The sequence below is a fragment of the Pseudomonas sp. Pseusp9 genome, assembly GCF_059491265.1.
Genome location: NZ_CP168500.1, coordinates 3,114,721 through 3,141,571 on the forward strand (window position 1 = coordinate 3,114,721; position 26,851 = coordinate 3,141,571).

Below are 26,851 nucleotides of genomic sequence, written 5' to 3' on the forward strand. Positions count from 1 at the left end.
CAGATCATGTTTATGTAATGAACTAAACGTCAACCAACCAAGGTGGCGTTGTCTATCACGAAGCGATACTTGACATCACCGTTCAGCATTCGCTCATAGGATTCATTTATCTGGTCTGCTCGAACCAGCTCGATGTCGGCGACGATGCCATGCTCCGCACAAAAATCCAGCATCTCCTGCGTTTCGGGCATTCCGCCTATCAACGATCCGGCAAGGGATCGCCGCTTCGTGATCAGGTTGAAGATATTGGGCGAGGGATGTGGAATCGCCGGAGCTCCAATCAAGGCCATCGTCCCGTCGCGTTTAAGTAAGATCAGTAAGGCGTCAAGGTCGTGGGGCGCTGCCACCGTATTCAGGATGAGATCGAAGCTTTTGGCATGCGCTGCCATTGCTTCAGCATTACGCGACACAACTACCTCGTCGGCTCCTAACTGCTTTGCGGCGTCGACCTTTGATTCCGACGTGGTGAATGCTACGACGTGGGCGCCCATCGCATGAGCCAACTTTATGCCCATATGTCCTAAGCCACCGATGCCAACGACACCGACCTTTTTTCCTGGCCCTGCCTGCCAGTGGCGCAGAGGGGAGTAGGTGGAAATACCCGCACACAAAAGGGGCGCTACAGCGGCGAGCTGTTCCACTGGGTGACGGATACGAAACACGTAGCGCTCGTGTACTACGATCATTTGCGAGTAGCCTCCCAACGTCCAACCCGGCGCATCCGAGGTTGGAAAGTTGTATGTACCAACGAGGCTGTCGCAGTAGTTCTCCATGCCTTCATCGCATTCGTCGCAATGCTTACAGCTATCAACAATGCACCCAACGCCGACGATATCGCCTGACTTAAACCCTTTGACATTTGGGCCTACCGCCGATACATACCCGACAATCTCGTGACCTGGAACACACGGAAAGTGGGTTCCTTTCCACTCGGCGCGCACCTTATGGAGATCTGTGTGACAGATACCGCAGAAAGCGATATCGATTTGAATATCATGGGCACCTGGAGCGCGGCGGGTGATCTGCAGCGGCTCTAGAGGTTTGTCGCCCGCGTGGGCGCCATAAGCGTTTATAAGCATTTAAAACTCCTTCGCGCGTGTGGAGTACCAGCATTTTCAGCACTTAAAAACATAACGTTGCAGAAGCCGTTCACCTTCGGCGTGCCATACGCACCCGATATTGGATTTCATGGTTATTAGAGCAGCGCCGCTTGTGGCAGGCGCTGGTAAAACTAGAGGGTGGTCGCACGCTCTGTACCGGTGGCTTGGTAAGGTGATATTTCTACCTCAACACCTTGCACATGGAGCGACCCTAGGAAAGTACGGTAGATCCTTTTGAGCTCTACCGGTGAAGCGTTGTTAATGAACTTGTATTAGAAGGTTTTCGAATAGAAATTCGATAGCCAACTTAGGTAATAGTCGGGTGATACTGGGATCTCTCTGGTAGCCATTAGCTGCCACAAATGTCACTCCAATCCATGCTGTCGCTTCCAGTCACCCGGATATACAACATATCCAAACAAGGCGTGCCCTCCGTAAACCAACTCTGTACCTTCGGGAATCCACAGCACCTGCCCTGGTTCAACCCGATAGAGCTCGTCATTGGCCTTGAGTTCGAAGCATCCCTCGATCACGAAGATCACCTCGTCATACAGAAGCGTCCATGCGACCTCGGCACCTTCCCAGCGTGCGAAGCCAACACCCATATTTGGCGAAACTTCATTGCTAAGCGCACGAGCGACAGACGCTTTACCAGGTGGGCCGCCGCGGTCAACAAACTCAAGATCTCGGTGATCGACAAGCCGTACTGGCCCATTCCCGGAGACACGCTTCACAGTTCGCTCCTGCTGTTCCACGCGGCCATACGGATACGCGTGCGCACTCCCAAACCCAGAAATGGTTCAGGCGGGTTACGGGACGGCATGCCAGTTACCGATTTGATGTCCTGGAGGTGCTTAGAGTCCGAGCCGACAGCCATTTCCGCTAGCAGGGTTCCTGAGATTGTGCCCCAGGCAGCCCCCACACCATTATCACAAGCTGTGGCGTAAACGCCCGTTTCGAGCTCGCCAAAGAAGTTAGTGAAGTTGCGCGAGATCGCGTATACGCCACCCCAAGTGTGAGTGAACGGAACGTTAGCAAGTTGGGGATAACGAGCAAGCAGGGCAGTGCGATGTCCTTCGCGAATCTCCTGGCGTGTTGAGTCGCTGACGCTTTTGCCATAACGCGGGACGTGTTTGTAGGTATTGCGGATGATAAGACGGCGGTCTTGGGTCATGCGCACGGTGGTGCCAGCATGGTCTGCTGGGGTCAATCCCCAGTCTGCTTGAATACCGATAGCATCCATCTCAGCCTGAGTTAACGGGCGAGTCCAGCTGGCGAACGTCATCACCGGCAGCAGGCGACTGCGCAAATAACCAAACTCTTGGGTGAAGATGCTAGTACCCAACAATAAGCTTGGGGTACGTATCTGCCCATCGGCACCTTGCAGCACCCATTGGCCTTTGCTATCACGCTGCAGTCCCTGGATAGGTGACTGCTCGAGCAGTTCGACATTGTTGGGCAGTGAGTCGGCCAGACCGCGCACCAATGCCGCCGGTTGCATCAGGTAGCAGCCTGGCGTAAAAACCGCGCGGCTGTAGTGGCGCGTGCCGATTACCTTTGCGAGCTCATCGCGATCAACACTTCGAAATGGCTCACCCAACTCAGTCATCAGGCGTTCAAAATGCTCCAGATAAGCTAATCCACGTGGGCCGACGGCACCTTGGAATTTGCCGGCATGAGACCACTGGCAGTCGATCTGATGTTGCGTGACCAATCGCTGTAATTGAGCGATGGCGGCACGGTTCAGCCCTAACAGACGCTGCTTGTGAGCCGGATCCGGATGCTCCAATGCCATCTTATGTGGCAGGTCGATAACGAAACCAGAATTGCGCCCCGAGGCACCGTAGCCCACACGCTGGGCATCGACCAGTACGATGCGCGCATCGGGCTTTTGTTCGGCCAAACGTCTGGCTGCTGCAAGTCCAGCAAAGCCAGCGCCAATTACGGCGTAGTCTGCTTGCTGTTTACCACTTAGGCGTTTTGCAGCAGCGGGTGGAGGCAGGGCGGCATACCAGCCGCAGTCATGATCATCGTGTGGCAGGTGAATTGCACGAGTGTTCATATTGTTTTTCTCAGGCCACGTTTGATTGATAGGGCTGACAGTTCTGAAGCCAGGCACTGCGCTGTTGTTGCGCTTGGCGTCCGAGGAGCGCGAAACCGCGCAAGGTGCCAGCGTCGTCGTGAAACGCTGCGCTGAGACCGTCGGCCGTTGATTCAATTCGCCATTGACCTGTGCAGTCAGCGGGTGCCGCGAGCAAGCACAATGGCGCTGCCGGCGTTTTCACGGTAACTGGCATCAGCGGATACCGCACAATTGTCGGTTGTCCCAACAGTGTGCGTGCTAAGGCTTCGATGCCTTGGTTGATCGGCGCGAGATAAGGCATCAATTGGCCGTCGATTTCTATGCAGTCTCCTAGTGCATAAATGCCTGGTGTTGAAGTCTCTAAATACTCATCGACCTTGATACCGCGGCCACATTCCAGGCCGCAGGCGAGCGCCAATTCTTGGTTAGGTCGCAAACCTATAGCTGATAACACCAGGTCGGCTTGATGTTGTTCACCGTTGGCCAATGTGAGCTCGAATCCATCGGTGTTCCGCTCTATTCGCTGCAAGGTTGTTTGCAGGTTCCAACGAACTCCCAGCTCACTGAGTGCCCGCTGCAGATGAAGCCCTGCAGGTTCGGGTAACAAGCGCTCCATGGGCCAAGCACCCAAGCCAATGACTTGCACCTCGAAACCGCTGCTGGCTAAGTCATTGGCAAATTCGCAACCAATAAGACCATCGCCGAGAATAGCGATACGACGCATACCATCCAGCTGCGTGCGGAAGGCTTGATAGTCAGACAAGTTATTGACACTTACCAATGCTTCCGCACAGCCTTCGATCGGTACGCGAATTGGTGCCGCGCCGCTGGCTAGGACTAACTGGCCATAGGTCATTTCACCAAGATTGGTATGCAACCGTCGGGCTTGGGAATCGATGCGTTCAACTTGGCAATGCGGGTACACCCGTATGCCTAGTCGTTGTTCCACTGCTAATGGGCTCTCGCTTGCCAGAGCAGTTGCGCTTCGACCTTGAGCCAATGCGATAGAGAGCGCTGGCTTGGAGTAGACATGTCCAGATTCGCGAGTCAGTACACGGATCTCCAGATTCGGGTCTTGCTTGCGCAAAGCCTGAGCCAGGCCATAGCCTGCATGGCCGCTGCCGATGATTACTACAGGGCCAGCAGGACGGGTTGCTTGCGCTGGCACTGAAACAGGTGCGACGGTAGCAACTGCGGCTGCTAGAGGGGCGACGGTGGCTACTGCAGCAACTGCGGCGGCGGTCACTGGCTCAGTAATCTCGATCATCTCGAAATCACTTTTGCCAACCTTACATTCGGGGCACAACCAGTCTCCTGGTACATCTTCCCAGCGAGTACCAGCAGCGATTCCGTCGTCAGGCCAACCTAGTGCTTCGTCATAGATCAGCCCGCAAATGATGCATAGCCACTTCTTCATGATTTCGACCCTCACTCGCCCTGGATCCGCAATGCAAGGTTCTTGGTGCGCACATAGCTGTACAGCGCTTCCTGACCTTTCTCGCGACCGTAACCGGATAGACCAACCCCGCCGAAAGGCGTCTCAATGCCACCGGCATACCACTCATTTACGAACACTTGACCCGCACGCAGTCGTCGAGAGCAGCGCAGGGCGCGATTCAGATTTTGGGTGAAGACGCCCGCTACTAGGCCGAAGTCGGTTCCGTTAGCCAGGTTAATGGCCTCTTCCTCGGTATCGAATGGGAGGATCGCCAACACCGGGCCGAATACCTCACTCTGAGCGATGTCCATGTCCGCAGTAACATCGCAGAACACAGTTGGCTGCATGAAATTACCAGCCAAACTCGAAACCGCTTCTCCCCCAGCAACTACTCGCGCGCCTTCCTGTTGTGCGCGTTGGCACATAGCCTGAATGCCTTGAAGTTGAGCCGCTGAAATTACCGGGGTCAGCTCAGCATTCTCCGAACCAGGGCCAATTTGCAGGCTGCGCGCTAGGGCGCCGACTTGATCAACCACTTCGTTGTAGATCGAGCGCTCTACCAGCAGGCGGGACATTGCGGAACAGACTTGTCCAGCATTGAAGAAGATACCGTTACGCACGCTAGCTAGAAGTTGCTCACGGTCGGCATCGGCGAATACTAGCGCCGCTGACTTACCGCCCAGTTCCATAACGCTTGGAACCGCATTCTCTGCTGCTGCGCGCAGAATACTCTGGCCGGTCGGTACGGAGCCGGTGAAGACAATCTGATCAACGCTCTTATTCGCAGCCAGAAAAGCGCCAACCTCGCGACCACGTCCACACAGCAGATTGACCGCGCCCTTTGGTAAGTCGGCGCGTTCGATTGCTTGCATCAGGACACAGAGACCTAAAGGCGAAAGTTCTGGCGACTTGATTACAACCGAGTTACCAGCGGCTAATGCAGGTGCCAAAGAACGAGCGCAGATCGACACCGGGAAGTTCCATGGCACGATCTGTAAAGAGACGCCCATCGGCTCATAGATTGTGAAGTCCATGTAGCCATTACCTAGCGGTACTGAGATACCTTCAATCTTGTCGGCCATGCCGGCGTAGTATTCGAAGTAGCGTGCGGCTTCGGTGAACTCGTCCCGTGCATCGCGAAGGGTTTTACCGTTCTCCGCGCAAAGAATTTGAGCTCCTTCATCGGCGACCAAACGAATCTGCCGGGCGATCTCTAGTAGCCAAGTTACACGCTGGGCAGGACGCACCCGGGTCAGCTCAGCACTGTCAGCGCAACGTCGCGCTGACTGAAGGGCACGTTCGGCGTCGGCGACACTGGCTTGAGCCATGGTCGCTACCGGCTGATTATTAGCGGGATTGAGGATAGTCAGGTGTTGGTCATTATCGACCCACTGCCCATCGATATAGTTAAGCCAGTGTTGAATGCTCATCGGGATATCCTCGGCTTAAGCCTTCTCGTCGCTGTTGAGCAACTGGCGTGCGGCCCACTTGTGGAAGTAGTGAGTCGGTAAATCCATTTCTGGTGAGAAGGCTCCGCCGTTGTAACCTGGCGAGCTGCGGCCTTTTTGCATTCCTTCTACGGAAGCAATGTCCTCGGCGAACACCACTCGCCAGGATTCCATGACAGCTTTTCGAGCGGCTTCGTAATGCGGGCTGAGAGCCTCGTCGCCTACGAAGAACAAGCGCAGATGTTCAATCGTCTTACCCGGGGCAACCGGTTCAAGCATCATCGCGAAGGCGTGGTCGGCCTGGATGCCCAGCAGTACGTTAGGGAAGAACGACACATACTCGGCGTTGCGCATACGATCTGCCGGCCATGATGGGAAGGTCGGCAGGTGGGTGCCAGCTACGTCAGAAAGGTTGTAGGCATAGCTGCCTTGACCGGCGAACTGGTCAAAAATGATGTTGTAGTGATCTTCCAGTTTGGAGTAGGTGTTCAGGCTAGGGTGTACCCAAGGCAGATGGTAAGCCTCGCAATAGTTCTCAACGGCCAGCTTCCAGTTGCAATTAACCTCGATCGACATCTTGCCGCCGTCGGTCTCGCGGCGCATCAGATCCATACCGTCGTGTCCGAGGAATTGAACCCAGCGTTCGGTCAGTGGGGCCAGAGCCTCTTCAAGAGGTAGGGCATCTCCGGAAAGGTTGATGAACACCATGTCCATCCAAATTGCACTGCGCAGCGGCTTGAGGCCGTGTTTTTCGCACGCAAAGCGCTCGTCCTTGTGTTGGTTAATGCCCCCAACATGGGGAGTACCACGCAGAGCACCATTAAGGTCGTAAGTCCAAGAATGGTACGGGCAACGAATCATGCCTTGGATAGTGCCGGCTTCTTGTACCAGTTTGACTCCGCGGTGGCTGCAGACGTTATGGAACACCTGAACTTGGCCTTCGCGGTTGCGCATTATCAAGAGCGGCAGCCCCATGAAATCCACAGGTTTTACGTATGCGTTGGTTGGTAGATCAGTAGCAAAACCGATGCATGCCCAGTTGCGGCCCAGAACTTGGTCTCTGTCCAGTTCGAAGAAAGGCTGCTTGGTGTAGAAGTCGTTCGTCAGGCCATGGGCCTGTTCGATGGGAGCAAGGACAGCTTCCAGGCTTTGTACAGGGATGAGGTTGGCGATGCCCATTATTGTTGTCTCCAGATCGCACGGTTGATCGGCCTTTAATGGCCTTTGGCTGGAGTGATTGTTTAGGGCGGGACTGATCTCGACAAACCATTTTTCCTTCTGCATTAATGAGAAAAAGTCACTCATGAGTCTGCGTGAACACTCCAAAGTGCTAAGCACTTACGAGAGAATTTATGCATGCGTTTTTCTCATTAATTAATGAGATTAAATGGTTTGTTGAGTTTGGGTGCGGTCACTCATTGTTTGTTGCGCAATCCTTGGGTTGCGGACAATCAAATCCCGTACGGCGCTGCACTACAAAAACAAGGGAGATAGCCGATGCGTGCTACAAGTGGCCTATTTAAAGGCCTAAATCCAACCGTAACCGTCGTTTCGGTTGCAATAGTCATGGCCTTCGTTTTGCTTTGTGCCTTGAAAGGTGATCAAGCTGCCGCGGTGTTCAAGACGGCCTCCGATGCCATCCTCGAAAATTTCAAATGGTTTTATCTTGCCGTGGTGAGCGGTTTGCTCGGTGTGCTGTTGATACTTGCGTTCAGCCGATTCGGCACCCTTAAATTGGGCCGTGAGAACGATAAGCCTGAATTCAGTTTTGGTGCCTGGATATCCATGCTTTTCAGTGCAGGCATGGGCATCGGACTCATTTTTTGGTCGGTCGCCGAACCAGTACTTCACTATGCGAACAACCCGTTCAGCCCAGGGCTAACCAACGAAGCTGCAACCGTGGCTATGCGCCTGACGCTTTTCCATTGGGGTCTTCACCCTTGGGCCATATTCACCACAATTGGTCTTAGCCTCGCTTATTTTGCCTATTGCAAAGGCTTACCGCTGGCACTGCGTTCCGTTCTTTACCCGATGATAGGCAACCGCATCTATGGGCCAATTGGCCACACTGTCGATATCCTGGGCGTGGCAATCACTGCGTTCGGAGTCTCCCAATCGTTGGGTCTGGGGGTTGTGCAAATCAATACTGGTCTAAACCAAGTATTCCAAGTACCGGTAAATATCGGTCTTCAGTTGAGCATTATCGCTTTGGTGACGATGATCGCTGCCGTCTCGTTAGTAGCCGGACTTTCAAAGGGTATGAAGCGACTGTCCACGCTGAACATGTGGATATCCTTTGGGCTGATGCTGGTGGTGCTCTGGCTAGGGCCGACCCGTTACATCCTCAATTTCTTTTTTGAAGCCACAGGTGACTATGCCCAGCACATCGTTGGCTTAAGCTTTTGGACGGATACGCAGGCCGATACACAATGGCAGAACAGCTGGACTGCCTTTTATTGGCCATGGTGGATGACTTGGGGGCCTTTCGTTGGTCTATTCATCGCTCGTATCTCCCGCGGTCGTACCGTTCGCGAACTTATTGTTGGCGCTCTGGTAGTACCTACTCTGGTGACGATACTGTGGATGTCAGTATTTGGCGGGTCGGCGCTGAAGGATGAGCAACAAGCCCGCCAGGCACACGCTCAACTGCCGGTGGCAGAGCAAGCAGAAGCAGCACCTTTCAAAGGCGGAGTCGTGCTCCAGTCTACTCAGAAAGAAACCACTTCGGCCATGTTCACCTTGCTTGAGCGTCTCGATGGGCCGGTTGTAGGTGGGATACTGTGTGTCATTGTTTGCTTGTTGCTTTCGGTGCATTTCATTACTGCTGCGGATGCCGGAACTCAGGTGTTATGCATGCTCAATTCCGTTGGTTGCACCAATCCGCCTAATTGGATTCGCGTGCTTTGGTGTTTCCTGGAGGGAGCGATCGCTGCGGGACTATTGCTAGCCGGCGGACTGATCGCGATACAGATGGCGAGCATCATCATAGGTCTCCCCATTGCCTTTTTCCTGCTCATTACTGGTTACAGCCTTGTGCGAAGCCTGCGTGCCGAGACGATGACCACCGCTAAAGGGCAAGTCATGGGCCCGACCGCAAATGATCCGATCGTCGATCCTTACGGGGTCAAACAAGGTAGTTTTTCAACAATGATGTCTTCCCGCGAACTCGCATAAATCACTCGAGTGAGATGAGCCGTGCCGGCGGCTCACGACAATCATCGACTACGACACGCCATCGATGGAAGACTCAATGGTATTTAGTGACTGTCCTTAGCCTCATCCTCATCATGCGTTAACCGTTTCCGCTAAATGGGCCATCAACCATTCGCGGAAACGGCTAACGCTTTGTCTATTCGGGGCTCTGCCTTGGGGTTCAATTAGGAAAAACTGAGCATCAGTCATCAACGTGGCCTGTGTAGGCCGCACAAGTTCGCCGGTCTGCAGATAATTACCGAGCAGGCTAGACCAGGCCAACGCAATGCCTTGGCCTGCTAGCGCTGATTGGATCAGCATGGAGTAGCTGTTTATATCAATGCGCCGTCTAGGTTCCGGTGCCACATGCCCCAGGCGCTCGAACCATTCCTTCCAACCGATCCAATCGCGTCGCGGATCCTCTAGCCATAGCCAAGTGCAAGAGCCGAGTTGATCAAGGTCACTAATCTGCGGGTGTTGAGCTAGGAAGGCGGGGCTGCAAACCGGAAAAATTTCCCCGCTGAACAGCGGAGTTACCTTCATGTTCTGCGGCGGGGTACTGCAATAGTAAAGTGCGAGATCGCAGTCTAGTCGCGAAAAGTCATCGACTTTGTCGTTAGTAATGATACGTAGATCGATTTCCTCGTTCTGGCGCTGGAATTCGGATACAAGAGGAAGTAGCCACAACGATGCCATTGCCGTAGTGGTGATAACGGTTACTTGCTGAGCTCCTCGCCAGTGGCGAACACCTGCGGTAGCGTGGACGATTTGCTGCAAAGTGGCACGAACGCTTTCGTAGTACTGACTGCCAGTGGCGGTCAGATTGATTTCCCGGGTCGAACGCACAAAAAGCGGGGTGCCCAAGTAGTCTTCAAGTACGCGTATCTGGCGGCTGATCGCACCTTGAGTGACGTTCAGTTCGCGTGCTGCCAGGGTAAAGCTCAAGTGGCGAGCAGCGGCCTCGAACGCCACGAGACTGTTCAGTGGCGGCAGGGGTTGCAGTTTCATCAGGTTCGGTCACTGTATTATATGTTTTATGTAGCGTTCAGAGATTGTGCAGAAGGCAGTGAGCAGTAGCTACTTTTTTAGAGGTCTAGTGCTAGTTCTTCGACGCTCGGTATAGATCTTCGTCACAGGTACGGGCTTAAGGGCAGGCACTGGTCACGCAATTCATAGCATCTGACCACTCGCGCTCATTGCGTATTCACATTTTGACGTTTTTTATACGCTTTCGTGACTCGTATTCATTTGACTTGCCTCAATGCGTTCGGACAGACGTATGCTGCGACATTGATTCTGGTAGCAATCAATAAGGCGCATTTTTTTCTGCCTTTTGAATGAGCGTGGGAGGCAAGCGATAGGCTGCCAATCCGCAGCAAAATTTCATAATGAAGCGTGTGGTTATAACTCTAGCCTGCAGAAATTTTTTTTGGTCGGATTCAGTATTGGGTTTAAGGGGTAATGCCGGTGACGATGAGTGGGGAACATGCAAAAGGAAATATGTACGGTTTTGGCGCCATTCTCCTTTGGAGTGCAATGCCTCCGCTTATTCGTATAGTTAGCGAAGATATCGGCCCATTGATCGGTGCAGCTTTAATGTTTTCGGCCGCAAGCGTACTGATGATTTTGCTAAACGGATGGACGCCGCTAAAGAAATTCCCTTGGTCGTATCTAATTGTGGGTGGAATCCTGTTTGTCAGCTATGAGGTGGGTCTCGCTTTGGCGCTAGGTTTCGCACAAGATCGGAAACAAGCCATCGAGGTAGGGTTGGTCAATTATTTATGGCCATGTTTTACCCTGCTTCTGGCGGTCTTGTTAGGGCAGCGTAATGCTAATTTTTTTCTGCTTGTTCCCGGTCTGCTGATCTCGCTGTTCGGGGTTGGCTGGATATTGAGTGAGGGACGCGGATTTTCTATTGAGTTAATAATGGCCAATGCAGCAGTTAACCCATTGAGTTATGGCTTGGCATTAGTGGGGGCGGTTATATGGGCAGTGTACTGCTGTGTGGTAAAGCGCATTTCCAAAGGAACGGATGCGACAGCATTATTTTTTATCGCTACAAGTCTAGCTCTGTGGGTAAAATATTTACTCAGCGATTACAGCGTCGTAAGCATGAAGCCACTGGCATTAGTGGAGTTGGTGAGTGCTGCTGCGATAATGGCGCTAGGCTATATGGGGTGGAATAAAGGACTATCGACTGGCAATTTGCTTTTTCTAGCAGCGGTCTCTTACCTGGCCCCCGTTTTTTCTTCATTGATGAGCACAATAATTCTAAGCACCGCATTGCAAATGTATTTTTGGCAGGGAGCATCCTTGGTAACGTTCGGATCACTTTTTTGCTGGTGGGCGACACGACGTTGAAAATGTCGTGTAGCAACTTTTTTGTTAGGCACGAATTAAAATTTAACAGAGTTGTCAGGTTGACAGTTTTTACCATGCCTGGCGGGATAGCTCGAAGTGCTTCGGTATCAATTTTACGATTGAGTCCTCGTCGTGCATTTCTATTGATTCTATAAAAATATCATGGTGTTCTGCTGCCAGTTTGCGTCGAGCATCCATTTCTGAAGTCTCAAGACGATAAAGATTATGGCTCATCCGAACATCATCAATCAGCAAGCGTTCATAGCTAGGTTTTAAATAATGGTTGCTTGACATTTGACCGATGATGGAATGGAAACGATGTTCTTCGATAATTAATCCGTGCACGTCCTTTGTTGATAAGGCTTTTCGGAACCGTTGCTGTGCTTGTTTCAAGTCTTGAATTTGTGCAGGCAATACATTCCGAACAGCTAGCCGACCTATCGCAGAATAAATCATTGGAGCAACCGAGATCAGCTCAATTATTGTCGAGGATTTCAGAGGCTTTACGCGAGCGCCACGTCTTTCCTCAATCTCAATGTAACCTTCTCCAGCGAGTAGTCTGAGAACTTCTCGAGTCGGCGTACGTGAAATATGGTATTGATCACTGAGTGAGAGTTCATCCAAGGAATGGGTTTGGTCGAATTCCATGGTGAGGATTTTCTGTTTTAGCTCTATATAAAGAGCGTATTTTCCGTTTTGCACTTATGACCTCAATATCCACTATTGAAATTTTTAGGTCGGTGTGTAAAGGCGGCTTGGAAGACATCGCGGAAAATAAAGTGTGGGGAGATGGCGGTTCTCCCCACAACCACAAAGCTTTTATAGATCAACGACCAAGTCTGAAGTTGGTTTGCTACAACAGAGCAAGCGAAGGCCCTTGTCTATTTCGCGCTGCCTAATTCCCCCGTTATGATTCATCTCAACTGTACCTTTCAACAGAGCTGTTTTGCATGTTCCGCAAACCCCTTGGCTGCAGGAAGAGGGGACGATTGCGCCCGCTTTTTTCGCAGCTGCTAGCACCGTCTGACTACCGGACATGCTGAAAGTCTTTCCCGAGCGCGCTAGCGTGACAGTAAATATGTCCTGCTGCTCTAGCGAAGGTATTTGCTCGATCAGTGGTTCTTCATTCAATACCGAAATATCGAAGCTTTCCTGATGATAATGCTCGAAATCAAATTCTGCTTCCTTAAGCAGCGACTTCACTGCCTCCATGTAGCCTTGCGGGCCACATGTAAAAATTTCTCGTTCCTTAAAGTCGGGAACCTGTTGATGTAACAGTGGTAAATTTAGTCTTCCGATCGGTTGCCGCCATCCCGTGGTATCACCGCGTCCTTCGCAAATGCTGATGACTCGTAAACCAGGCATGCTAGCTTGCATGCCCAGCAGTTCCTCATGGAAGATAATATCTACAGGAGTCCGTGCACTATGTATGAAGACAATGTCGAGGTTTGCTGCCATGTCGTAGATAGCTCGGGTCATTGACATCAAAGGTGTTACACCAGAGCCTGCGGACAGATACAACAATTTTTTTGCAGGGTGGCCTACAGGAGTAAAGCTTCCGGTGGGGCCAGAAGCCCGTAGGGTATCTCCGGGATTAAGATTGTCATGCAGCCAGTTTGACACAGCCCCACCGGGTACGCGTTTTACCGTAATGGAGAACGCGAAAGGCCGGGTAGGGGATGACGACACGGTGTAACACCGAGCTACGGTCTGCTCCGCAATGATTGGTGAAATGGTTATGAACTGACCTGGCTCGAAACTGAGCGCGCTGAAGTCAGCGCACCTAAAGATGAACGTCTTTACGTCATGCGTCTCCTGTCGCACCGCGCAACATTGCAATGTTTTCTGTTCTCCGCTATTCCACTGTGAGCCAAACGCGCCCCAAGTCTCTGCATCTGTAAATCGCTCAACTGCACCAGCGGTAACGGGGAGCGTTATTTTTTCATAAGTAGTCATGTTCATGCCTCACACGCCATGCGCGGCCAAGCGCGCGGCATACCAGCGAGAGAACTGGTCGACATAGGATTCAGTGAACTCTGAAAATGGCCCAGGCGTATAACCAGGGTCTTGAGTACCGCTATAGGTGATTCCAACCAAGTTGGCGTCTTGCATATTTGTTGCGGCCCATACCTCGGTCAGTTTATCAACTTGATAGTCGACGCCCTCGATCGCGTCTGCGTGTACGAGCCACTTAGTACGAACCAATGTTTTATCGGGAGCCAACGGGATGATGTATGACACTACAGCATGGTCACTCATGATGTGTGTCCACGAGTTATGCGTCCAAAGGTGCATATCACCCAAATCACGGCGCGAGAGGTTGCCAAACAGACGTGAGCAAGCGACACGAGTATCTAGTGTTTGAGATTCGCCATTTCCCGCAATTACCAATCTCTGAGAGCGAAATTGAGTAACTGCATCTTCGCTCAAATGCTCGATTGCGTCACAGATATAGCCTTCACTCTCCCAGTTTTTTTTGGTTTCGTCATTGCGGAGATGATATTCCTTAAGTGCCTGAAGGGAGTCTTCACCGAGGCCATCCGTGCAAAATCCGAAATCCTCAGGTAAGAAAGACGCGGTCAGTTCAGGATGAGTCCCGGCGCAATGATAACATTCGCGGTTGTTCTCCATTACCAATTTCCAATTGCCGTTCTCGACAATCTCCGATTCGTGGGCAATTTTCGAATTGCAGATATCGTATTGAGCAAAGCGTGGTGTCATAATCTGATCAAGATATGAAATGTCTTGTGGTGGCACTTCGCCTAAACATACAAAAACATGTGTGCCAACAACCTTTGCATGTACCGGGATCAAGCTTTTGCACTTAGGGTCAAAGTTCTGTCCCATGTGCGCCGCATGTTTAAGGCTTCCATCTAAATCATAAGTCCATTGATGATACGGGCAAACCAACATGCCTACCGTCGATTTGCCTGCCTGTTTCAAACGAGCCCCGCGATGACGGCATACATTACGAAAGGCCTGCACTTGCTCGTCTTCATCACGCACTAAGAGGATTGAAGACTTTCCGATATCGATTGTAGATACGTCACCAGGCTCGGGAATGTCGGATGTAACTCCGACTAGGATCCAGTGTTTGGTGAAAAAAATATCTACGTCGGTCTCAAAAATATCCTGCCGACCAAACAATTCGCCCGGCATACCATGTCCAGGGGTGCGATCGGCAAGAAGTTCGCGATGCGTTTTCACAGCTGTAATAGTCATCATCGGTCTCGCTCAAACTAATAGTCTATAAGTGGCGGCAGATTCTGTATCAAAGTAGCTCGTCAGTTTTTCAATCCGCTCGCGATCGCATTGCTTGGCGAAGTGCGAACAAGCGGTATTGAATTCGTATCAACATCTCAATGCTTTAGCTGGCTGTCTTCTCGCAGCCAATCGATAAGCGTATACGTCAAAGGTTTTGGTTCTCGACCATTTGGGATTACCATGTAATAAGCCTCTTTTGGCTTAACAGCGTATGGGGTTATTCTTACAAGGTCACCACTGTTGAGAAGGTGTGAGACCATTCGGCCCCAACCTAATGCAACTCCATGTCCTAAAGTTGCAGCTTGAATCGTATCGTTATAAGAGCTGCAGCGAAGCATATTAGTCAGTTTTGGGCGCGTATCTCCTAGTTCTCGGCACCAGCTATTCCAGGTTAGCCAACCGTCAAGAGTTGCGTCTGAGTCAATGAGCTCCATGCGCGAAAAATCAACTATCGATGTCGGGGCTGGGTTTGCTGCTAACCAGCAGGGTGAGCAGACAGGGAATACCTCCTCATCGAATAAAAAAATTGAGTTTCCATCGTCCCATTTTCCGTTGCCATACCGAATTACTAAATCGACGTCATCGCGATGGAAGTCCGGGGTCAGCATCTGCGTAAATAATCGCAATTTTAATTTAGGTTGAATTGCACGCAACATGCTCAATCTTGGAAGAATTCTAAACTGAGAGAATGCTGAAGTGCATGCAAGAACGATTTCTTGTTCTTGGTCATAAATTCCCTCAGCGATTTTGTCGTATACGCTTGCCATTCGATGGATAGATGCTGCTACCGCCGAATGAAGGATACAACCCTCGTTAGTCAACTTGATTGCGCGATGAAGGCGATGAAACAGTTTCGTCTCTAGGGTGTCCTCTAGTAACTTAACTTGTTTACTCACCGCCGCTTGCGTCACTCCCAATTCTTGAGCCGCCAAAGTAAAGCTGCTGAGCCTCGCCACCGCTTCGAACTCAAGCAAAGCGTTCATGGAAGGTATTAGCCGTCGATAGCCTTTGACTGTTTTATTTATTTCGCTGGGTTGCATATGCACGCTCCAGGGCTCATGTCGAATTTGCAGCAGTAAGTTTGCGTTGCGATGCCGACTTCGGCATCGCTGGCCTAATTATGCAACCGAGGACTCTTCCAATGTTCCGAGTGGAACAGGTGGTGATACGTTATGTCCGAGTAATGCTCGATACAGTTCGCCATCACCCAAGACGCCAAGAACAGCGTGGCTCTCATCTTGTACAATCAGTGGGTGTCCAGTTTCGTAGCGGATCTGAAGTGCATCTCTCATGCTGGTGTCTGGCGATATCAAAGTTACTTGCCGACGCAAGGTCTCGATACCTTTTGTTGGATTCCATGTTTGCGGCTCCACAGCTATAGCACCGCGTCGAATACTTTCTAAGCGACGGGATTGTCCTACCACCATCCAGAGGTTTTGAATGGTATCCAAGCAATATTCATCACGAGCGAAAACGCATTGGCCCAGTTCGGTCATCAAGCTCTTTGCACACAGCACATTCAATGGATTGGTATGAGCGACGAAATTGCGTACGTAGTCATCGGCCGGATTTAGCACAATCTCTTCGGGCTTGCTGTATTGAATAATTTTGCCGTCTTTCATGATGGCAATTCGCGTGCCCAGTTTAAGTGCTTCGTCCAGGTCATGACTAACGAACACGATTGTCTTATGCAACTTGCGTTGCAGATCAAGCAACTCGTCTTGAAGACCTTGTCGAATTAGCGGATCGAGGGCAGAGAAGGGCTCATCCATCAACAGAATATCTGCATCCATCGCTAATGCGCGAGCTAGACCTACGCGTTGTTGCATACCCCCCGATAGCTCATCCGGCCTCTTGTTGCGCCATTGGGTCAAGCCCACCAGTTCAAGCTTTTCATCGACCAGCTTGCGTCGTTCAGCCTCCGGGCGATTTTGCATTTCCAGGCCGAAGCTGATGTTTTCGCGCACTGTGAGCCAAGGCATCAGGGCGAATTTTTGGAACACCATGGCGATACGCTTGGTGCGCATCATTTTCAGCTCTGCCGGGGTGCAAGACGCAATGTTGATTTGCGAACCTTCATGCTCGACGAACAGCTTGCCGCGGCTTACGGTGTTGAGGCCGTTAATACAGCGCAACAAACTTGATTTTCCTGAGCCCGATAGGCCCATAAGCACGCAGATTTCACCTTTATTGATTTCCAGGTTTGCCTTTTCCACGCCCACAACCAGGCCTGTTTTTTTAAGGATCTCAGGGCGCGAAAGGCCTTGATCCAGCAATTCAAGAGCGTGTTTCGGGCGATTGGAGAAGATGACGTCGACATCTTCAAAACGGATGATGCTCATACGTCACCTCTTTTCATGGTTACTCGTTGCTTGCAGATACGATCGAGCGTGATAGCTAAGAGCACGATGGATAGGCCTGCTTCGAAGCCCAGTGCTATGTCGGCAGTGTTCAACGCGTTTACTACAGGTTTGCCGAGGCCGTCTGCACCAACCAGAGCAGCAATTACTACCATCGACAGTGACAACATGATGCACTGAGTGATGCCCGCGGCGATGCTAGGCATGGCGTGAGGCAGTTCAATACGGGACAACAGTTGGCGACGTGAGCAGCCAAAGGCCTTTCCAGCATCCATCAACTCTTCTGGAACATCACAGATCCCCAGGTAGGTCAGACGGATTGGTGCGGCAATTGCAAATACCACTGTGGAAATCAATCCCGGAACTACCCCCAGCCCGAAAAGGGTTAGGGTTGGAATTAGATAAACAAAGGTGGGCACTGTTTGCATTAGATCGAGTATCGGTCTTAGGGCCGCATAGAACCAGGGGCGATGTGCCGCGACGATGCCTAAAGGTACACCGATGATTACGCATACAAGAGTGGCGAATGAGACTTGAGCAAGAGTCTCCATCGTTTCTTGCCAATAGCCAAGATTAAATATCAATAAAAATGAGGCGGCAACAAAGATTGTGAGGCTGATCTTGCGTTGGATGTAGTAAGCCAGTGAAGCAAAAATAACTATCAAGGCTAAGGGGTTGAACCATAGAAGGCCTTGAGTGAAAGCAGTTATGATTCCAGACAGCGACGAAGATATGAAGTCAAATACTCCAGCACCATGCTGAGTTAACATATCGACAAACTGGGCGATGTGTTCACCCAAAGGAAGCTTTTCTTGTGTAATCCACATATCACTAATCCGCTTAATGGAAGAAATGACTCGCGAACACGATCGTCCGGTGGCTAGGAAAATACAGCCGCTCCTATTGATCGGTTTGTTCGAGAATTCAGTTGTCGCTATGGGACGCCTGGCTATCTGGCGGTAATTCGTCTTTGATTTGAAATGTTCATTTTCTGCCTCTATTCAAACGGTTGATATTAATTCGCTTTGGTAGCAGGCAGCACAAGGCGGCCCCGCGATGGATTCGCGATAGCAGTTATCAATGTTTGGGCAGTCGATGAATAGCAGGTGGAAGGCTTAACAAAGCTAATAGTCCCGGCATTCTTTGACCGGATGTTAAGCGACTTCTGGAGAGGTCTGATCTTGTTCATTATGGCGGCTCGCTCTTGTTTTAGTTTGGAGTCCTTGCCTGAGGTGGATATTTATATAAAATTGCCGAGCCGACAAACTATTTAATCTCAATAGCTTATGATAAATTGTAATAAGTTGGCTCGGCTTACCGATTTGGGTTTCGTTGAGCCTCCACACATCCGCTTCGGCCTACGTATTACAGGAGAAACCTTCCTGGCTGAAAAGGTCAATCGCGCAGGAAGCTGTCATCGAAAGGGTATCTCGTTAGCAATTCATAGCCGTCATTGGTCACCAGCAACTGGTTCTCCAGCTTGATTCCATCGCGCCCACCCACTTCACCAATATAGGCCTCCACACACAAAGCCATGCCTGCTTGCAGCTCGCCTTCGTATCCATAAGATTTGACGTCTTCCGGGTAGCGGATACAGGGGTACTCATCACACAATCCGACGCCATGGAACATTACCCCGTAACGCTGGGCGCGGCACGATTCGGGCAGTCGATGAGCCTTGGCGGTCAGCTCAGTGAAGCGCACACCTGGTTTGATAAGGTCGGTATTTCGGGTGACATGCTCGTGAGCAATTCGATAAAGGCGCTTCTGCTCGGCGGTTGGCTCAACGCCCCCACAGATCCAACTGCGTGACATGTCTACGCACATCCCATAAGTGCCGATCAGGTCAGTGTCGAACGACAACAGGTCGCCGTCGCTCAATACCCGTGGGCCGGACTCCTGATACCAAGGGTTGGTGCGCGGGCCGGAGCTGAGAATGCGCGTCTCGATCCATTCCCCGCCACGGCGAATGTTGCCAGAGTGCAGAACAGACCAAATGTCATTTTCAGTGGCGCCGGCTCGCAGAGCTTGATGCATTTCGGTCACAGATGCCTCGCACGATGCCACTGCGCAGCGCATAGCCTTGATCTCTTCGGGGCCTTTGATCACTCGCGCCAATTCAGTGATCTCCTGGCCGCTGCAGATATTTACATCCAGGGCATCGAGAGCACGGACTCCCGCGACTTCGATGCGGTCAATCGCAAGGCGACGATTGGTTCCGGCATGTTGGCGCAAGAGATCATCAATCTGGGCAGCGAAATGTCGAGCGTGTTCATCTGTGCGCTCACCGGTTTCGAAATAAAAGAAAGACGCACCGCTGCGTAGCTCGCTGACCAGCGGTAAATGCGCGGATAGGTGATCACAACCATGGAAATCCCACAGCACCATGTATCCGCTGGCTGCAATGAAACACGCCCTTGCCGGATTGTGGGAAGTCCATAGCTGCATATTTGTAGAGTCGGTGGCGTAGCGAATATTCAGTGGGTCGAATAGAAGGATGCCGGCCAAATCGCGCGAGATCAGTTGTGCGCAAATGCGCTGCAGACGATATTCGCGCATGGAGGGTAAGTGAGGCGGCTGTAATCCTATTTGCTCCCATTCAGCGAAAGCTAGGGGCGTGGGGCCTATCTCTACGCGGTCATTATTCTCGATGGATCCATCGGCCTTTAGCTGGGAAGCTCGCCGCCTAGCGGGGTCAATGCGACGTGTGTTGGAAGGGATCGAATAAGGTGACATTATCATTAATGTAGTCCTTTTTAATTATGGCTAGCAGCCGATTTTTACTCGTTGGAAGTTTGATTGGTCGCTTGTTTGTAGTGGGTTCTATAAATTATCGGCATACAGAAAAATGCCACTGTTTGAATCTTGGCGTTAGCGTAATTTAGAAGGTGTTGCGCGCATGCACCAAACTCTTACAGTATGGCGGTGTGTTTGATGTGTTTTCTAATGGTGTTAAGGGTGATGGTGGAGTGTTTTTCTCACTCTGATACAAAGAAGGCTCTGTTTTCGCTACGATAGCACTGGGCGAGTCAATGGATTCGCTTGTGGTTGGAGTGTGGTTATGTTGCTTATTTTTGAGAGTGGTTGTGTGCCAATAATCCGGGCGCAAGGAAATCTGCACGTAGCTCTCGCGATAATAAGGAATTAAGGTGAAAATTATCCCGTTTTCTTCAGAGTAGTGAAAACCTTTAGAAAGGACGTCGGACTTATGTTCCATGGTGGTGATCCACTTTTATAAGTTATTTATTTTCACCTCAACGAAAGTATTTATATGACTTATTTTTTTATGGCAAGTCATTTTATCTCATTACTATATGAGATTTATTCATTAATTGCCTTTGCTTGTTCCATGAGCCACTCCCGAAACCGTCTGACAACGTACTGATTGCCGTCCCGTCCGGGGTGTTCCAAAAGACAAAACTTTGCATCCGTTTGCAGAACATTGTCGATCGGTTTGACCAAGGCACCAGTTTCTAGATGATCTCCAACCAGATGCGACCACGCTAAGGCTATACCCTGTCCTATCAGAGCCGATTGAATCAGCATCGAATAGTTATTGATGTTCACTCGGTGCCGCGGTGCTCGAGTTTCATAGCCCAGTCGGTCAAACCATTCTGGCCAACCGATCCAGTCGGTTTGAGGATCATCCAACCATAGCCATGTCGCAGTATCGAGTTGATCAATGTTCCGTATTTGAGGGTGTCTTTCTAGGTACTCTCTGCTGCAAACTGGAAAGACCTCCTCCGAAAACAATGGTGTAACGATCATATCCGACGGCGCGGTGCGGCAGTAATACAGTGCAATATCGCAATCGAGGCGGGAATAGTCTTTGACGCGATCATAGGCCACTATTCGAAGGTCGACGTCTTCGTTCATACGTTGAAAATCTGCAACCTTTGGAAGCAGCCAGAATGAGGCCATGGCTGAACTGGTCATGACTGTGATTTGACGCCCAGATTGCCAGCGTCGAATTTCTTCGGTGCCTTTAGCAATCTCCTGCAGCATTAAATGTACAGTCCCGTAATACCGCCGACCCACTGGATTCAGGCTGACTTCACGGGTACTTCTTTCGAACAAGCTTTCGCCAAGGTAATCCTCTAGCAGCCTTATCTGCCGGCTAATGGCCCCCTGGGTTACGTTCAGTTCTTTTGCGGCGCCAGTGAAGCTCAAATGGCGAGCTACAGCCTCGAAAACGACCAAGCTATTGAGAGGTGGCAACGGCTGGATTTTCATGATGCTTGATCTCAAGGCGCCGAGGCGGGAAGTCAATCAAATGTACTCAGGTGTACATTTATAGGACATGAGAGTACAGTAAAACTACAAAAATTTGAAGAAGGTGAAGCGACATGTCCCAGATCGGGAAGGGGCGTAGTAAGGCCCAGGATACAGGATGGCGTGGGTCGCCTGAGGGGTGGCTAGAAGCCGCTTACGACGCTTTAAAGGAATCGGGCATTGATGCCGTTCGGGTTATGCCGCTAGCCAAGCGTCTTGGTTTATCACGAACCAGTTTCTACTGGTTCTTCGAGGATCGCGAGCAGTTGCTTGCTGCCTTACTTTCACGCTGGCGTGACACAAATACTGGTGGGTTGATTAGACAGTGCGAAAGCTATGCGGAGAGTATTTCCGAGGCGATCCTAAATGTCTTCGAATGTTGGCTCAATCCACAACTATTCGACTCGCAATTCGAGTTCGCAATCCGTAGCTGGGCGCTTCAGTCAGATGAGGTCGCTGCAGACGTCTCTATCGTTGACGAGCAACGAATGAGTGCTTTAGCTAGCATGTTCAAGCGCTTCGGCTATGACAGCAATGGCGCTGATGCGAGGGCCCGAACTATTTATCTTACTCAAATCGGCTACATCACTATGAATACGAGTGAGGAGATCACGGTGCGTTTCCAGCGTATCCCTCACTATGTGAGTATTTTTACTGGGAAGGTGCCTAAACAGCGCGAGCTGGATCGTTTCTACGGGAAATTTGGTTATGCCGAAACGGAGCCCGGGACTTTCGTCCCTTTGACTGACACCTTCGAGGAGGCGGCTGCCAATGATCAGTGAAACGATAGGCATCATTGGCGGAACGGGTTGGTTAGGTGGATCGATCGCAAAGGCGGTGTTAACGAATGCATTGTTACCAGCTGAGAGTTTGGTCATTTCGAACCGATCGGGTGACCATCCCTTGGCACAACATGGCGCTTGCTTGGTCACGGATAACCAGGAATTAGTGGATCGCAGCGATCTGGTGATAATTGCGGTTCGACCTGAGCACTTCGCCAGCCTCAATATCAATGCTACTGGCAAAACAATCGTATCCCTGATGGCCGGGATTTCGGCGCAGACTATTGCTGCGCAGACGTCAGCTTCGGCTGTCGTGCGGGCGATGCCAAACGCCGCGGTAGAAATCGAACAGTCTTTTACGCCTTGGTATTGTTTTGGAGAGCTAGATGCAACCCGGAAGAGTCTCGTACAGCGTTTGTTCGAGTGTGTGGGCACAGCTGCTGAGGTTCAGGAAGAAGGCTTCATTGATTATCTATCAGCGCTCTCCGGTACCGGCCCTGCCTTTCCGGCTTTGCTGATGACCGCACTCGCGCACCAGGCGATTATTGCCGGCATACCTGCCGATATAGCGCAACTTGCCGCGAAAAACGTCGTTGTTCATAGCAGCCAGCTTCTGGCCACCCGCGACGCTCAGGAAATGATTGATGCCCTGGTTGCATACCGGGGTGTGACGGCAGCCGCTTTGCAGTCGATGACTCATGGTCATTTTGAGGAGCAGATTGGTAGAGCGCTGCAGAAGGGAGCTTCTGTTGCACGGAAAGGGCTTCAATCTTAATAGACCGAAGCCCCCTCCCTTAAGAGGGCTTCGGTGAGCCTATTTACTCCGCTTTAAAGCAGTAAACGGCCAGCTTGTTTCCGTCCGCATCACGAGCGTAAGCAGCATAGGCATTTTCTGCCCAGCCACGAGGGCCTGGTTGGCCTTCACAAACGCCGCCATTCGCCAGCGCTACTTCGTGGAAAGCTTGAACTGCAGCTCGATTAGGCGCTTCGAAGCTAACGGTGACACCGTTACCGACAGTGGCCGGATTGCCATTAGCAGGTTTAAGTACAAAGAACGAAGGCTTATCAACGCCCCAGATGGATCCGGCTTCGCCGAGGTCAGCAACACGATTAAGGCCGATCTCCTTCAAAACAACGTCATAGAACGCACGTGCTTTTTGTAGATCATTGGTGCCGACAGTTACATGAGTAAAAACGGACATCGTTGTTTCCTTTCTGTTGGTGGTGATTGTTTGCTCAGGTCTGAGAACTGATGGATCTCAGAAATGGATGACGGTGCGAATGCTTTGCCCGGAATGCATCAGATCGAATGCTTCGTTGATTTCTTCCAGAGGCATGTTGTGGGTGATAAATGTTTCCAGTGGGATCTCTCCGCGGCTGGCTTTATCGACATAGCTAGGAAGTTCCGTGCGGCCCTTCACGCCGCCAAAGGCGCTGCCGCGCCACACACGGCCCGTGACCAGTTGGAAAGGGCGAGTGCTGATTTCTTGTCCCGCGCCGGCAACGCCAATGATGATCGACTCCCCCCAACCCTTGTGGCAGCACTCCAGTGCCGCACGCATCAGCTGTACGTTGCCGACGCACTCGAAGGAGTAATCCACACCGCCCTCGGTGAGATCGACGATGACGTCCTGGATAGGCTTGTCATGCTCTTTCGGATTGATGAAGTCCGTCGCGCCCAACGACATAGCAACGTCGCGTTTAGCGGGATTGATATCGACTGCGATAATGCGGCCTGCATTGGCCATCTTTGCGCCAATGATGGCGGCCAGACCAATACCCCCTAGCCCAAAGATCGCGACGCTAGCACCAGCTTCTACCTTGGCGGTATTGAGTACGGCACCAATACCGGTGGTCACTCCGCAACCGAGCAGGCAAACCTGATCCAGAGGCGCATCCTTAGGAATCTTCGCCAGAGAAATTTCAGGCAGTACGGTGTATTCGGAGAAGGTCGAGCAACCCATGTAATGGAAAAGCGGTTTGCCCTCATAGGAAAAACGTGAGGTGCCGTCCGGCATCAAGCCTTTGCCCTGGGTTGCCCTAACTGCTTGGCAAAGATTGGTCTTTCCGGAAAGGCAGAACTTGCATTGCCGGCATTCCGCGGTATAGAGCGGAATCACGTGATCTCCGACTTGCAGGGAGGTCACGCCCTCGCCAATTGCTTCTACTACACCACCACCTTCGTGCCCCAACACGCTGGGGAAAATACCCTCAGGATCACTTCCCGAAAGTGTGAAAGCATCTGTATGACAGACGCCAGTGGCGACGATGCGAACTCGTACTTCCCCAGCCTTAGGAGGGGCTACGTCGATGGTGACTAACTGCAACGGTTCATTTGGGGCGAACGCGACAGCAGCCCTTGACTTCAAGGTCTGTGCTGACATGGAAGAGCCTCATGCTAAGTGTGAAAAATGCCCCTGAGCTATGAATTCAGGGGCATGGTTTTAGATATCTTTCAGTAGTCGCAAAGCATCGTAGATGGCGGCATGAGTGTTGCGCGCTGAGACGGCATCCCCGATTCGGAATAGCTGAAAACGGCCTTCAGGGTTAGTGACAATATTTTGGACTTTTCCAGCGATAAGGTTGTGCTGCTCAACCGCGCCGCCATTGCTCGAATGGGGTCGCAGATCGAAGTACAAATCGTCCAAAGGAATGGTGCCGTGGTTGATAACGACCTGATCAACCGTTCTCTGCTTGTGTACAGCGCCGTAATCACTGCCGAAGCTGGCAATCAACTTACCGTCGCGCTTTTCTACGGACTCCACTCGATACGTGACAGTAAAGGTAACGTCCAAGTCTTGCAGGCTGCGCATGTAAGGAACCAGGTTCATCGCCATCACCTCCGGCGAAAACGACCGATCAGGTGTAACGATCTCGACCTTTGCTCCACTGTTGGCGATGACTTCTGCAGCCTGCAATGCCGCGTGGTCGCCAGCGTCATCAAAGATCAGCACATTCTTTCCAGGCTTGACGTCGCCGGAGATGATGTCCCAAGTCGATACCACCAGTTCATTGCCCTGTTTGAGCACCTCGGTGTGAGGCAAGCCACCAGTGGCAACAATCACAACATCCGGATCTTCAGCCAGTACCGTTTCAGCCTCAGCCCAAGTGTTGAAATTGAACTTCACACCTAGGCGTTCGCATTGCACCATACGCCAATCGATGATGCTGATCATTTCACGACGACGCTCACTAAGAGACGTCAACCGGATCTGCCCACCAGGTTGGTCAGCAGCTTCGAACACTGTTACGTCGTGGCCGCGCTCACCGGCGACGCGTGCCGCCTCCAGGCCCGCCGGGCCGGTTCCGATCACTACCACCTTACGTTTGGTTAGCGCTTTAGGTATTTCGTGGGGCATGGTGGTTTCACGCCCGGTCGCAGCGTTATGGATGCAATAAGCGGCACCACCCTGATATATGCGATCCAGACAGTAGTTTGCCCCTACGCACGGACGGATCTCTTCCTCACGTTTTTCTATGATCTTGCGCACAATGTGCGGATCGGTCATGTGAGCACGAGTCATACCGACCATGTCGATCTTGCCGGAGGCGATGGCATGGCGCGCGGTTGCGACGTCGGGAATCTTTGCCGCATGGAACGTTGGGAAACCTGTCGCTGCGCGAATTTCGCCAGCGAAATCCAAATGGGGTGAGTTGCGCATCCCTTGAATTGGGATCACGTCAGTCAGGCCCGCATCGGTGTCGATGTGCCCGCGCACCACGTTAAGAAAGTCAACCAAGCCGCTATCTTTGAGCATGTGCGAAATAGCAATGCCTTCCTGCGCCCCAAATCCCCCGGGCAGATCTTCGTCTCCCGTGTATCGCACTCCTAGAAGGAAATCCTCACCGCATTGCTTGCGGATGCCTCTCAAGATATCGAACGTAAAACGCAAACGATTTTCCAGGGAGCCGCCGTACGGGCCTTCCAGTTCGTTGGTCAACGGTGACCAGAACTGATCCATCAAATGTCCGTAGGCCTGAAGTTCCAAACCATCGAGGCCTGCAGCTTTCATGCGCTCGGCGGCATCAACGTAATCTTTGATGATGCGCTCGACGTCCCATTCTTCCATCTTCTTAGGGAAGGCGCGGTGCGATGCTTCGCGGCGGTGAGATGGCGATACCACTGGCAGCCAGTCGGCTTTATCCCAACGGGTACGGCGACCCAAGTGAGTCAGCTGAATCATCACGGCAGCGCCGTGTTCATGACACTCGTCGGTCAGATCCTTCATCCATCCAACCACTTCGTCCTTGTAAGCCAGCACGTTGTTGAACACCGGCGGACTGTCGCGCGATACCGAGGCGGAACCGGCGGTCATGGTCAATGCCACGCCAGCCTTGGCACGTTCGACGTGGTAAGCCCGATACAGCTCTTTGGGCATGCCGTCGACCGGATATGCCGGTTCGTGCGAGGTGGTCATGATGCGATTACGTAGTGTCAGGTTCTTGATCTTAAAGGGTTGCAGCAAGGGATCGCTGGACATGTATTGCGCTCCTGGAACAGAACATCAGGCTTGGTGTGACATAACGGTATGTCGAATGTTCACCTGTGTC

General features: G+C 51.6%; 23 protein-coding genes and 1 pseudogene. 4 read left to right on the top strand and 20 right to left on the bottom strand.

Going from position 1 to position 26,851, the window contains the following annotated elements; genetic code table 11:
• Nucleotides 1–29 precede the first annotated feature (29 nt).
• The 7 genes and pseudogenes from ACEN8E_RS13950 to ACEN8E_RS13980 form a co-directional block, all read right to left on the bottom strand.
• Nucleotides 30–1,079, bottom strand: a complete 1,050-nt coding sequence (locus ACEN8E_RS13950; protein ID WP_495593124.1) for an NAD(P)-dependent alcohol dehydrogenase — start codon at nucleotides 1,077–1,079, stop codon at nucleotides 30–32.
• Between the two features lie 386 nt (nucleotides 1,080–1,465).
• Nucleotides 1,466–1,834, bottom strand: a complete 369-nt coding sequence (locus tag ACEN8E_RS13955) for an ethanolamine utilization protein EutQ (protein WP_495593125.1) — start codon at nucleotides 1,832–1,834, stop codon at nucleotides 1,466–1,468.
• Nucleotides 1,831–3,162: an NAD(P)/FAD-dependent oxidoreductase gene (locus ACEN8E_RS13960; protein WP_495593126.1), complete on the bottom strand. Its 1,332-nt coding sequence runs from the start codon at nucleotides 3,160–3,162 to the stop codon at nucleotides 1,831–1,833. The genes ACEN8E_RS13955 and ACEN8E_RS13960 overlap by 4 nt, the downstream gene beginning before the upstream one ends.
• Nucleotides 3,163–3,172: 10 nt before the next feature.
• A complete protein-coding gene (locus tag ACEN8E_RS13965) occupies nucleotides 3,173–4,450 on the bottom strand; it encodes an FAD-dependent oxidoreductase (RefSeq protein ID WP_495593320.1) in 1,278 nt (425 codons plus the stop codon).
• Nucleotides 4,439–4,600: pseudogene (locus ACEN8E_RS13970) on the bottom strand (rubredoxin); the annotation flags it as partial. The pseudogene ACEN8E_RS13970 and the gene ACEN8E_RS13965, both read right to left, overlap by 12 nt.
• Nucleotides 4,601–4,611: 11 nt before the next feature.
• Complete coding sequence (locus ACEN8E_RS13975; RefSeq protein WP_495593127.1) at nucleotides 4,612–6,051, bottom strand: aldehyde dehydrogenase family protein; 1,440 nt, start codon at nucleotides 6,049–6,051, stop codon at nucleotides 4,612–4,614.
• Between the two features lie 15 nt (nucleotides 6,052–6,066).
• Complete coding sequence (locus ACEN8E_RS13980; protein ID WP_495593321.1) at nucleotides 6,067–7,248, bottom strand: aromatic ring-hydroxylating oxygenase subunit alpha; 1,182 nt, start codon at nucleotides 7,246–7,248, stop codon at nucleotides 6,067–6,069.
• Nucleotides 7,249–7,566: 318 nt separating this feature from the next.
• On the opposite strand from ACEN8E_RS13980, the gene ACEN8E_RS13985 reads away from it, so the two are divergent.
• Nucleotides 7,567–9,243, top strand: a complete 1,677-nt coding sequence (locus ACEN8E_RS13985; protein WP_495593128.1) for a BCCT family transporter — start codon at nucleotides 7,567–7,569, stop codon at nucleotides 9,241–9,243.
• 111 nt (nucleotides 9,244–9,354) lie between these two features.
• Here ACEN8E_RS13985 and ACEN8E_RS13990 read toward each other — a convergent pair whose 3' ends face one another.
• The gene (locus ACEN8E_RS13990; protein ID WP_495593129.1) at nucleotides 9,355–10,269 is read right to left on the bottom strand and encodes a LysR substrate-binding domain-containing protein; all 915 of its coding nucleotides are present in this window, start codon (nucleotides 10,267–10,269) and stop codon (nucleotides 9,355–9,357) included.
• Nucleotides 10,270–10,722: 453 nt separating this feature from the next.
• Here ACEN8E_RS13990 and yddG point away from each other — a divergent pair, with 453 nt between their 5' ends.
• A complete protein-coding gene (gene yddG / locus ACEN8E_RS13995; RefSeq protein WP_495593130.1) occupies nucleotides 10,723–11,622 on the top strand; it encodes an aromatic amino acid DMT transporter YddG in 900 nt (299 codons plus the stop codon).
• 69 nt (nucleotides 11,623–11,691) lie between these two features.
• Here yddG and ACEN8E_RS14000 read toward each other — a convergent pair whose 3' ends face one another.
• The 9 genes from ACEN8E_RS14000 to ACEN8E_RS14040 all read right to left on the bottom strand — a co-directional run bounded on the left by ACEN8E_RS14000 (nucleotide 11,692) and on the right by ACEN8E_RS14040 (nucleotide 21,479).
• On the bottom strand, nucleotides 11,692–12,324 hold the full coding sequence (locus ACEN8E_RS14000; protein WP_495593131.1) for a GntR family transcriptional regulator: 633 nt from the start codon (nucleotides 12,322–12,324) through the stop codon (nucleotides 11,692–11,694).
• A 117-nt stretch (nucleotides 12,325–12,441) separates the two neighbouring features.
• Entirely contained in the window at nucleotides 12,442–13,578 is a 1,137-nt protein-coding gene (locus tag ACEN8E_RS14005) for an FAD-binding oxidoreductase (protein WP_495593322.1), read from the bottom strand.
• Nucleotides 13,579–13,587: 9 nt separating this feature from the next.
• Nucleotides 13,588–14,844, bottom strand: coding sequence for an aromatic ring-hydroxylating oxygenase subunit alpha (locus ACEN8E_RS14010; RefSeq protein ID WP_495593132.1), 1,257 nt, complete (start codon nucleotides 14,842–14,844; stop codon nucleotides 13,588–13,590).
• Nucleotides 14,845–14,981: 137 nt separating this feature from the next.
• The gene (locus ACEN8E_RS14015; protein ID WP_495593133.1) at nucleotides 14,982–15,926 is read right to left on the bottom strand and encodes a LysR substrate-binding domain-containing protein; all 945 of its coding nucleotides are present in this window, start codon (nucleotides 15,924–15,926) and stop codon (nucleotides 14,982–14,984) included.
• 78 nt (nucleotides 15,927–16,004) lie between these two features.
• Nucleotides 16,005–17,228 (bottom strand): choline ABC transporter ATP-binding protein, encoded by a 1,224-nt coding sequence (choV, locus tag ACEN8E_RS14020; protein WP_495593134.1) that lies wholly within the window; start codon nucleotides 17,226–17,228, stop codon nucleotides 16,005–16,007.
• Entirely contained in the window at nucleotides 17,225–18,073 is an 849-nt protein-coding gene (gene choW, locus ACEN8E_RS14025; RefSeq protein ID WP_413704851.1) for a choline ABC transporter permease subunit, read from the bottom strand. The genes choV and choW overlap by 4 nt, the downstream gene beginning before the upstream one ends.
• A 568-nt stretch (nucleotides 18,074–18,641) precedes the next feature.
• Complete coding sequence (dddP, locus tag ACEN8E_RS14030) at nucleotides 18,642–19,988, bottom strand: dimethylsulfonioproprionate lyase DddP (protein ID WP_495593135.1); 1,347 nt, start codon at nucleotides 19,986–19,988, stop codon at nucleotides 18,642–18,644.
• Between the two features lie 139 nt (nucleotides 19,989–20,127).
• Nucleotides 20,128–20,463 carry a hypothetical protein gene (locus ACEN8E_RS14035; protein WP_495593136.1) on the bottom strand — a complete coding sequence of 112 codons (336 nt, stop codon included), beginning with the start codon at nucleotides 20,461–20,463 and terminating at the stop codon, nucleotides 20,128–20,130.
• A gap of 104 nt (nucleotides 20,464–20,567) precedes the next feature.
• A complete protein-coding gene (locus ACEN8E_RS14040; RefSeq protein ID WP_495593137.1) occupies nucleotides 20,568–21,479 on the bottom strand; it encodes a LysR substrate-binding domain-containing protein in 912 nt (303 codons plus the stop codon).
• A 113-nt stretch (nucleotides 21,480–21,592) separates the two neighbouring features.
• Here ACEN8E_RS14040 and ACEN8E_RS14045 point away from each other — a divergent pair, with 113 nt between their 5' ends.
• Together ACEN8E_RS14045 and ACEN8E_RS14050 are read left to right on the top strand one after the other, a co-directional pair.
• Nucleotides 21,593–22,300 (top strand): TetR/AcrR family transcriptional regulator, encoded by a 708-nt coding sequence (locus tag ACEN8E_RS14045; RefSeq protein ID WP_414877344.1) that lies wholly within the window; start codon nucleotides 21,593–21,595, stop codon nucleotides 22,298–22,300.
• Complete coding sequence (locus ACEN8E_RS14050) at nucleotides 22,290–23,075, top strand: pyrroline-5-carboxylate reductase family protein (protein WP_495593138.1); 786 nt, start codon at nucleotides 22,290–22,292, stop codon at nucleotides 23,073–23,075. Before ACEN8E_RS14045 ends, ACEN8E_RS14050 begins: the two co-directional genes overlap by 11 nt.
• Nucleotides 23,076–23,118: 43 nt before the next feature.
• Here ACEN8E_RS14050 and ACEN8E_RS14055 read toward each other — a convergent pair whose 3' ends face one another.
• From ACEN8E_RS14055 to ACEN8E_RS14065, 3 genes are read right to left on the bottom strand one after another with little or no spacing between them, the layout of a single operon-like run.
• Entirely contained in the window at nucleotides 23,119–23,502 is a 384-nt protein-coding gene (locus tag ACEN8E_RS14055) for a VOC family protein (protein WP_495593139.1), read from the bottom strand.
• Nucleotides 23,503–23,559: 57 nt separating this feature from the next.
• The gene (locus ACEN8E_RS14060) at nucleotides 23,560–24,684 is read right to left on the bottom strand and encodes an S-(hydroxymethyl)glutathione dehydrogenase/class III alcohol dehydrogenase (protein ID WP_495593140.1); all 1,125 of its coding nucleotides are present in this window, start codon (nucleotides 24,682–24,684) and stop codon (nucleotides 23,560–23,562) included.
• 60 nt (nucleotides 24,685–24,744) lie between these two features.
• On the bottom strand, nucleotides 24,745–26,781 hold the full coding sequence (locus ACEN8E_RS14065) for an oxidoreductase (RefSeq protein WP_495593141.1): 2,037 nt from the start codon (nucleotides 26,779–26,781) through the stop codon (nucleotides 24,745–24,747).
• Nucleotides 26,782–26,851 lie beyond the last annotated feature (70 nt).